Genomic DNA, 8534 nt, shown 5'->3' with positions numbered 1-8534 from the left:
CGCCTTGGCCGCCTCGACTTCCGCCAGCCCCGCCGGTCGCATCCGCCCGGCTTGCGTGAGCGCCGCCACCCGATCGACATTGAGCTTTGACCACGGGCTTTTGGCGCGGCGCGGCGAATACCGCTGCAGAAAGGAGGTGGCGCCGAACCCCTTGCGCTGGCTGTCGATCCAGCCATGGCAGAGCGCCACATCCAGCGCCTCGTCGATGGTGATCAGGGTCCGCTTCGGGTTCTTCTTGCCGATCTGTAGCCAGACGCCGGACGAGGTGGCGTGGTGGGCGGAGAGCCAGGAGGCCCATTCCGCGGGATCGGTGAAGGCGAGGGCTTCGGTGGCAAGGTCCATGGGCGGCTCCCCGTTGGCGAACTGCCGATCCAGATCGCAAGCTATCGCTCGTTGCGTTGCCAGGGTTGGAGAGTGGCGGCCGGATGAAAAGCTCCGGCCCCCAGCGCGCGATCAGTGGTAGCCGAGCGACTTCAACGTCATATCCATCCAAAAGAAACCGGCGGTCGCAGCCACGGCGGTGATCGCAAACAAAATCCACCCCGCCACCGTCAACGTGCTGCGCTCGACATCGCGATAGGGATAACGGTTGCCGGTGAACAGAAAATAGAGACCGAAAACCGCACAGACTGCCAGCAGAACGACGATCCGCGGCATCCATGTGACGGTGTCGGCACCCAACTCCGCCTGGTGAAGCGGCTGCCATATGGCCGACCACCCCACGGCCGCCCCGATAACCAAGACCAGCAACCCGCCCAGACGATATTTTACCTCTCCAAACATGACCCCTCCTGCAACCTGAACTTGACGAATGCCAGGGAAGATAGAAGGAAAAACGGGATTCGGGAAGCGGAGCGATGGGATGAACTTGCGGAGGTGGCTTGGATAGCCGCTGCCGGAATGGGGGGCAGCAGGAACGGGCTTTTTGATGGCGAGATCGCCGTCATCGCCCGGCCGCAGGAGTTCCTTCCGGTTTGAGTGGAAGGAGCCATGGCTTCAGCCTTCCGTTCAACATCGCGATCTGACGGTTGTGGATCGGCGCGACATCCGGCCTTGGCGCGGCGGTCAACATGATGAGAAAGGGCGGCTGCTTGCCTATTGCGAACCGCCAGAAGCCGGCGCCAGAAAGGCACGCTCAATGTCAATAAAAGGACGCAGTGGAGACGACGTAGCATTCAAGCAGGTCTGCCGACCTTGATACCGCGGATGAGCCGCAGCTGCGCTGGAAGGGCCGGTTTGGAAAAGCATTTTCCTCCTTCATCATTCTTCCTGCCTTGAACCCTGCGTATATTATGGCAATATACATCAATGATCGATTGGGAACGGATTGTCGGATTCGAGTGGGACGAAGGAAATGTCCGCAAGAGTGCCGACAAACACGACGTCAGCCAGAGCGAAGCTGAGCAGGTGTTCTTTAACGAGCCGCTGCTGATGGTGCCCGATCTGAGACATAGCTTTAGCGAGCAGCGCATTCATGCGCTCGGTCGGACCGATGACGGAAGGTTGCTCCATATCACCTTCACGCTTCGGGCAAACGAAACAAGAATCCGGGTGATTTCCGCCCGGGATATGAGCCGGAAGGAGCGGAGCTATTATGAGCAGAAAGCCTGATCCCGTCCCGCACTTCAGTACGGAAGCCGAAGAGCGGACCTATTGGGAACATCATGATTCCGCTGATCATGTCGACTGGAGCAAAGCCGCGAACGTGCGATTGCCGAACCTGAAGCCGTCATCCACGTCGATCTCCTTGCGTCTGCCCAACTCGCTTCTGGAACAGATCAAGGTTGCCGCTGGCAAGCGTGATGTCCCATACCAGTCGCTGATCAAGATCTGGCTTGCCGAGAAGATCGATACATCTGGAGCAAAGCGATGATCTCTCCTCAAGCCGGCGTGTGACATGGCAATGAAGGACCCCGTCGGCCAGGACATGGTGGGCGGAAGCCCCTACCCTGAGAAGCTGAGATAGGTGGGCCGTGAGCGCGACTTTGCTTCCAAAGGTGCGCTTCCGCCACTCCATAGCCCGGTCCGGGCGGGCCTGCCCTTGGAACCGCTTTCGGAGCCTAAGCCGCCCTCCCCACCTTCGCATACGGGTCGAACCGCCCATAAAACGTCTCGCCCTTCGCCGCCATGTCCTTCAAGAGCGGCGTCGGCTTGAAGTGCGGGCCGTAGCTTGCGGCCAGCTTTTCGCAGAGCGCGACAAAGTTCTTCACGCCCATGCCGTCGATGTAGGAGAGCGTGCCGCCGGTATAGGGGGCGAAGCCGAAGCCGAGGATGGAGCCGACATCGGCTTCGCGCGGATCGGTGACGATGCCTTCCTCGACGGTGCGGGCGGCTTCGAGCGCGATCGTCACCAGCAGGCGCTGTTTGAGGACGTTGACATCCACCTCAGAGGCCTTTTTCTGCGGGTAGAGGGTTTTCAACTCGGGCCAGAGGAATTTCTTGGCGGGCTTGGCCGGGTATTCGTAAAAGCCCTTGGAATTCTTGCGGCCGCGGCGGTCGAACACGTCGACCATCTGGTCGACCAGCGCCATGTGCTCCGCCTTGACCGCATTGGGGCCGAGATCGGCGATCGAGGCCTTCATGATCTTCTGGGACAGATCGACGGCGACCTCATCGTTGAGCGACAGCGGGCCGACCGGCATGCCGGCCATCTTCGCGGCATTTTCGATCATCGCCGCCGGCACGCCTTCGGTCAGCATGTCATAGGCTTCGTTGATATACCGGAAGACGCAGCGGTTGACATAAAAGCCGCGGGTGTCGTTGACGACGATCGGCGTCTTCTTGATGGCGGCGACGAAATCGAGCGCCACGGCCAGCGCCTTGTCACCGGATTTTTCGCCGAGGATGACCTCGGTCAGCATCATCTTTTCGACCGGCGAGAAAAAATGCACGCCGATGAACTGGTCGGCGCGCTTCGAATTCTGCGCTAGGCCGGTGATCGGCAGGGTGGAGGTGTTGGAGGCAAAAATGGTGGTTTGCGGGATGACCGCTTCGACCGCCTCGATGACCGCCTTCTTGACGGCGCGATCCTCGAACACCGCCTCGACGACGAGGCTTGCATCCGACAGCGCCTGGTAATCCGGCGTCGGGGTGATCAGCGACAGCAGCTTTTCGCCCTCCTCCTTCGTCATCCGGCCCTTGCCCACCTGGTCCGCCACCAGCTTTTCGGAATGGGCCTTGCCTTTGTCCGCGGCTTCCTGATCCCGGTCGATGAGGGTGACGGGAATGCCGGCGGCGGCCGTCACATAGGCGATCGAGGCGCCCATGAAGCCGGCGCCGACGACGCCGATCTTGGTGAATTCCGTCTTCGGGATACCGGCCGGGCGGCGGGCGCCCTTGCCGAGTTCCTGCATGGAGACGAACAGCGAGCGGATCATCGAGAACGCCTCGGTGGTGCGCAGGATCTCGGTGAAATACCGCTGCTCGACCTTGAGGCCCGTATCGAAGGGAAGCTGCAGGCCTTCATAGACGCATTTCAGGATGGCGAGCGCGCCCGGATAATTGCCGGCGCTTTCGCGGCGCAGGATGGCGGGGGCGGCCGGCCAGAGCTGGGCTGCGGCCGGCGTCCAGATGCCGCCGCCGGGGACCTTGAAACCCTTCTCGTCCCAGGGGGCGACGGGTTTGAGGCCATCCTTGATCATCTGCTTGGCGGCGTTGATCAGCTCAGCGGGTTCGACGACCTGGTGCACGAGGCCCATGGCCTTCGCGCGCTGGGCGGTCAGCGATGAGCCCGTCGTCATCATCTGCAGGGCATCCTGAGCGTTCGCCAGCCGCGGCACGCGCTGGGTGCCGCCGGCGCCCGGGAAGATGCCGACCTTGACTTCCGGCAGCGCGATTTTAACCGACTTGGAATTGGCGGCGACGCGGCCGTGGCAGGCGAGCGACAGCTCGAAGGCGCCGCCCATGCAGGTGCCGTTGATCGCCGAGACCCACGGCTTGCCGTTGGTCTCGACCTTGCGCCACAGCCAGGACATACGTCCGGCGGCATCGAACAGCTTTTGCGCGGCGGTGGCCGGGTCCCTGGCCTGCTCCTCGGCGAGCATCGAGAACATCGACTTGATCATGGTAAGATCGGCGCCGCCGGAGAAGGAGGACTTGCCGGACGTGAACACCACGCCCTTGACGGCCGCATCCGCAACCGTCGCATCGACGATCGCCTCGATCTCGTCCATCACTTCCATGGTGAAGACGTTCATCGACTTGTCAGGCATGTCCCAGGTAACGAGAGCGATGCCGTCCGCGTCGGTTTCGACGGTGAAGTTCTTGTAGGTGCTCATGATGGGATTTCCTCTTCCCTTGAAATCGTTTTGTGCCGGTAGTCCGGGCTACTCTCTCGCTTCCGTCATGGTCGGGCTTGACCCGACCATCCACAGTTCCGGGCGTGGATCCTCGGGTCAAGCCCGAAGATGACGGAGCGTGAGGGGGCCTGCCCGACTAGCCGGCAGATCAGACCCGTTCGATGATCGTCGCGGTGCCCATGCCGGCGCCGATGCAGAGCGTGACCAGCGCGGTGTTGAGATCGCGGCGTTCCAGCTCGTCGAGAACGGTGCCCAGGATCATCGCGCCGGTGGCGCCGAGCGGGTGGCCCATGGCGATGGCGCCGCCGTTGACGTTGATCTTGTCGTGGCTGATCTCGAAAGCCTGCATATAGCGGAGAACCACGGCGGCGAACGCTTCGTTGAGCTCGAAGAGATCGATATCGGCAATCTTCATGCCCGAGCGCGCGAGCAGCTTTTCGGTGACGTCGACCGGGCCGGTCAGCATCAGCGCCGGGTCGGAGCCGATATTGGCGAAGTGGCGGATGCGGGCGCGGGGTTTCAGGTTCATGGCTTCACCGCCGGCCTTCGAGCCGATCAGCACGGCCGCCGCACCATCGACGATGCCCGACGAATTGCCGGCGTGGTGGACATAATTGATCCGCTCGATTTCCGGATGGGCCTGGATGCCGACCGCTTCGAAACCGCCCATCTCGCCCGGCATCTGGAACGACGGGTTGAGCGAGGCCAGCGACTGCATGTCGGTGGTAGGGCGCATGTGCTCGTCGCGGTCGAGGATGGTCAGGCCGTTCTGGTCCTTGACCGGAATGACCGAGTTCTTGAAGTAGCCGGCGTCCCAGGCCCTGGCCGCGCGCTTCTGGCTCTCGACCGCATAGGCGTCGACATCATCGCGGGAAAAACCGTATTTGGTGGCGATCAGGTCGGCCGAGACGCCCTGCGGCATGAAGTAGGCGGGGAAGTTGACGGAGGGGTCCATGTACCAGGCGCCGCCGGACATGCCCATGCCGACCCGCGACATCGACTCGACACCGCCGGCAATGACGATGTCGTCGGACCCGGCCGCGACCTTGCCGGCCGCAAAGTTGACCGCATCGAGGCCCGAGGAGCAGAAACGGGAAATCTGCATGCCGGGCGCCCGGGTGGAATAACCGGCCTCGAAGGCCGCGGCCTTGGGGATGACGGCGCCGGCATCCATGACCGGATCGACGCAGCCCATGATGATGTCGTCGACATAGGACGTGTCGAGACCGTTGCGGTCGCGGATCGCTTCCAGCGTCTTGGCCGCGAGGCGCACGGACGGCACCTCGTGCAGCGCCCCATCCTTCTTGCCGCGACCGCGCGGCGTGCGGACGTGGTCGTAAATGAAGACTTCGGTCATGGTGTCATCTCCCTGGGTGGCGCATGCGCGCCGGCAATTTTGGCTTATAAACGCATTATCTGCAGGTAACGGACAGTTCCTCTGGATCACCTGGGTTCGCGAGAAGCTGAATGACAAGTCGCCCATTCTCGGCGCGGACATCCACATCAGCACCGATATTCAGACCGACTTCCTCCAGAAGTTCGTCAGGAAGCGGCATAACGATATCTCCTGCGATTTCCTGAAGCGTGACATAAGTCTTCTTCACCTGCGCCTCCTCATCCGGCGATTGAATAGAGGGCCAGGATTCCCTCCCCACAAGGGGAGGGAATCCGTTCAAAACGCGTCGGCGGCGAGTTCCATCACGCTGTCGGCGCCGGCTTCGATGCGGACTTTACGCATCGCGGTTTCCGGCATGATCTTTTCCATGAAGAACTTTGCCGTCACCAGCTTGTTCTTAAGGTAGTCGGCGCGGGCGTCGCCGGCGGCAAGTCCGCTCTGCGCCGCCTTGGCGATCTTGGCCCACATGTAGCCGAGTGTCACGATCCCGAAGAGGTGCATATAGTCGGTCGAGCCGGCGCCGGCATTGTCGGGCTTGGCCATGGCGTTCTGCATGAACCACATGGTGGACGCCTGCAGGTCGTTCAAGCCCTTCTTGAGACCCTTGGTGAAGGGCGCCATCGCTTCATCGGCACGGTTTTCCTCGCAGAAATCGCCGATCTCCTTGAACATCGCCATCACGGCGCGGCCGCCGTTCAGCGCCAGCTTGCGGCCGACGAGGTCGAGCGCCTGGATGCCGTTGGCGCCTTCGTAGATCATGGTGATGCGGGCATCACGGACATACTGGCTCATGCCGTGTTCCTCGATATAACCGTGGCCGCCAAACACTTGCTGGGCCATCACGGCATGCTCGAAGCCCTTGTCGGTCATCACCCCCTTGAGGATCGGGGTCGCAAGGCCGAGGAGATCATCGGCGTTCTGGCGTTCCGCCGCATCCGGCGAGCGGTGGGCGATATCGGATTTCAGCGCGGTCCACAGCAGGAAGGCGCGGCCGGCCTCGTTGAAAGCGCGGATGGTCATCAGCGAGCGGCGGATATCGGGGTGGACGATGATCGGGTCGGCCTTTTTATCCGGCGCCTTGGTACCGGAGAGCGAGCGGCCCTGGATACGCTCGCGGGCATAGGCGACGGCGTTCTGGTAGGCGGTCTCGGCGATCGACAGGCCCTGCAGGCCGACGCCGAGGCGAGCCTCGTTCATCATCACGAACATGGCCGCCAGGCCCTTGTTTTCAGCGCCGATCAGGTAACCGGTCGCCTCGTCGTAGTTCATGACGCAGGTGGAGTTGCCGTGGATGCCCATCTTGTGTTCGATCGCACCGCAGGTAGCGCCGTTGCGCTTGCCCAGCGATCCGTCGGCATTGACCATGAACTTCGGCACGATGAAGAGCGAGATGCCCTTGGTGCCCTCCGGCGCACCTTCGATGCGGGCGAGCACCAGGTGGACGATATTGTCGGTCATGCCGTGCTCGCCGGCCGAGATGAAGATCTTCTGGCCGGAAATCTTGTACGATCCGTCGCCTTGAGGCACCGCCTTCGAGCGCAGAAGGCCGAGATCGGTGCCGCAATGGGGTTCGGTGAGGTTCATGGTACCCGACCAGGTACCTGCAACCATGTTCGGCAGGTATGTCCTCTTCTGCTCGTCGGAACCATGCACGAGGATCGCGGCGATCGCGCCCTGGGTCAGGCCCGGATACATCATCAGCGACATGTTGGCCGACGACATGTATTCGCCGACGGCGGCATGCAGCGTATAGGGCAGCCCCTGGCCTCCAAATTCCTCCGGCACGGCAAGGCCGATCCAGCCGGCCTGGCAATACTGGTCATAGGCCTGCTTGAAACCCTTCGGCACCGAAACCGTACCGTCGTCGTGACGGGTGCAGCCTTCCTGGTCGCCGGAGAGGTTCAGCGGGAAGAGCACGTCTTCGGCCACCTTGGCGGCCTCTCCGATGATCGCTTCCAGCATGTCCGGAGTGGCATCGGCAAAGCCCGGCAGGTTGCCGTAGCGTTCCAGGCCGAGCACATCGTTGAGAATGAAAAGCGTATCGTTTACCGGGGCCTTGTACACGGGCATGGTCGAGCTTCCTCCAAATCCTCGTCGGTGAATTCCGCCCCGGGCCTTTGGCTCACGGGAGAATCCGCATTCTTTCTACCACAAATAATTGACGTTCGCGTAAACGTCAATTACGCGCGTCTGGAACTTTGCCGATCTCCACCGTCGCCATTCCTCCGTCCCGATCACAGTCTTAACGGGCAGAGCAGTTGCGAGGCTGGATGGGGAAAGCAGGAAGATAGGGCCGGCAGGCGCTACGTCATCACCGCAAAGCAAACCGAACGCATCGAAAAGGTTAAAATTTTCGTCCCGGTTAACGAGTTGTTTACTACGTTTAAGGAAATAGTGGGCTCTTAAGCGACGCAGTACATTTACCTCAAGACGTCCCGCGTGCGCTGAAATGGCAAGTCCTGCGTAAGGCATTTCTAATATATGGCCGAATGACGGGATGCCCTATCCCTGAACACGGCCCGTTACGAGAGCCCGCAGGTACAACGTCGAAACGAGCGAGCACATGAACGGATCACGATCGACCCCTTCCCGTCCCGGCGACCGCTCTTCCCTGGATGCGTTGAACCGCACCATCGAAGGGCTCGAGGCGCGTATCGAGGGGTTGATGTCAGGCACGTCGCGTGATGGCCAGCCGCCGAAAGCCAACGATCCGCGCCACGACCGCCGGCCGGCCGCAGCGTCCGCCTATCGCGAACCGCAATTCGCAAGCGACCCCCTTGCCGAAATCCGCGAACGCCAGCGCATGCTCGATGCCAGCCGTGACCGCAGCGTTCGGCCCG

Annotated in this window: 9 protein-coding genes; 3 read left to right on the top strand and 6 right to left on the bottom strand. The window is 61.9% G+C overall.

Annotated features, from left to right (window positions below; translation table 11 throughout):
• Together MOV63_RS31440 and MOV63_RS31435 are read right to left on the bottom strand one after the other, a co-directional pair.
• Positions 1 to 342 (bottom strand): YdeI family protein (locus tag MOV63_RS31440; protein WP_405029408.1); only part of this gene is annotated, 342 nt, incomplete at its 3' end.
• A 111-nt stretch (positions 343 to 453) separates the two neighbouring features.
• A complete protein-coding gene (locus MOV63_RS31435) occupies positions 454 to 783 on the bottom strand; it encodes a hypothetical protein (RefSeq protein ID WP_247039641.1) in 330 nt (109 codons plus the stop codon).
• Positions 784 to 1308: 525 nt separating this feature from the next.
• On the opposite strand from MOV63_RS31435, the gene MOV63_RS31430 reads away from it, so the two are divergent.
• Both MOV63_RS31430 and MOV63_RS31425 read left to right on the top strand, forming a co-directional pair.
• The gene (locus MOV63_RS31430) at positions 1309 to 1611 is read left to right on the top strand and encodes a BrnT family toxin (protein ID WP_247039640.1); all 303 of its coding nucleotides are present in this window, start codon (positions 1309 to 1311) and stop codon (positions 1609 to 1611) included.
• Positions 1595 to 1873 (top strand): BrnA antitoxin family protein, encoded by a 279-nt coding sequence (locus MOV63_RS31425; RefSeq protein ID WP_040124488.1) that lies wholly within the window; start codon positions 1595 to 1597, stop codon positions 1871 to 1873. The genes MOV63_RS31430 and MOV63_RS31425 overlap by 17 nt, the downstream gene beginning before the upstream one ends.
• Before the next feature lie 187 nt (positions 1874 to 2060).
• Here MOV63_RS31425 and MOV63_RS31420 read toward each other — a convergent pair whose 3' ends face one another.
• The 4 genes from MOV63_RS31420 to MOV63_RS31405 all read right to left on the bottom strand — a co-directional run bounded on the left by MOV63_RS31420 (position 2061) and on the right by MOV63_RS31405 (position 7764).
• Positions 2061 to 4277 carry an FAD-dependent oxidoreductase gene (locus tag MOV63_RS31420; RefSeq protein WP_247039639.1) on the bottom strand — a complete coding sequence of 739 codons (2217 nt, stop codon included), beginning with the start codon at positions 4275 to 4277 and terminating at the stop codon, positions 2061 to 2063.
• 169 nt (positions 4278 to 4446) lie between these two features.
• The gene (locus MOV63_RS31415; protein WP_247039638.1) at positions 4447 to 5655 is read right to left on the bottom strand and encodes an acetyl-CoA C-acetyltransferase; all 1209 of its coding nucleotides are present in this window, start codon (positions 5653 to 5655) and stop codon (positions 4447 to 4449) included.
• Positions 5656 to 5710: 55 nt separating this feature from the next.
• Positions 5711 to 5902 carry a type I toxin-antitoxin system SymE family toxin gene (locus tag MOV63_RS31410; protein WP_247039637.1) on the bottom strand — a complete coding sequence of 64 codons (192 nt, stop codon included), beginning with the start codon at positions 5900 to 5902 and terminating at the stop codon, positions 5711 to 5713.
• 68 nt (positions 5903 to 5970) lie between these two features.
• The gene (locus tag MOV63_RS31405; RefSeq protein ID WP_247039635.1) at positions 5971 to 7764 is read right to left on the bottom strand and encodes an acyl-CoA dehydrogenase C-terminal domain-containing protein; all 1794 of its coding nucleotides are present in this window, start codon (positions 7762 to 7764) and stop codon (positions 5971 to 5973) included.
• Between the two features lie 493 nt (positions 7765 to 8257).
• On the opposite strand from MOV63_RS31405, the gene MOV63_RS31400 reads away from it, so the two are divergent.
• Positions 8258 to 8534 (top strand): hypothetical protein (locus MOV63_RS31400; RefSeq protein ID WP_247039633.1); only part of this gene is annotated, 277 nt, incomplete at its 3' end.

Source organism: Neorhizobium sp. SHOUNA12A (assembly GCF_023006505.1).
Classification (GTDB): Bacteria; Pseudomonadota; Alphaproteobacteria; order Rhizobiales; family Rhizobiaceae; genus Neorhizobium.
This window is presented reverse-complemented; position numbering and strand designations above follow the sequence as displayed.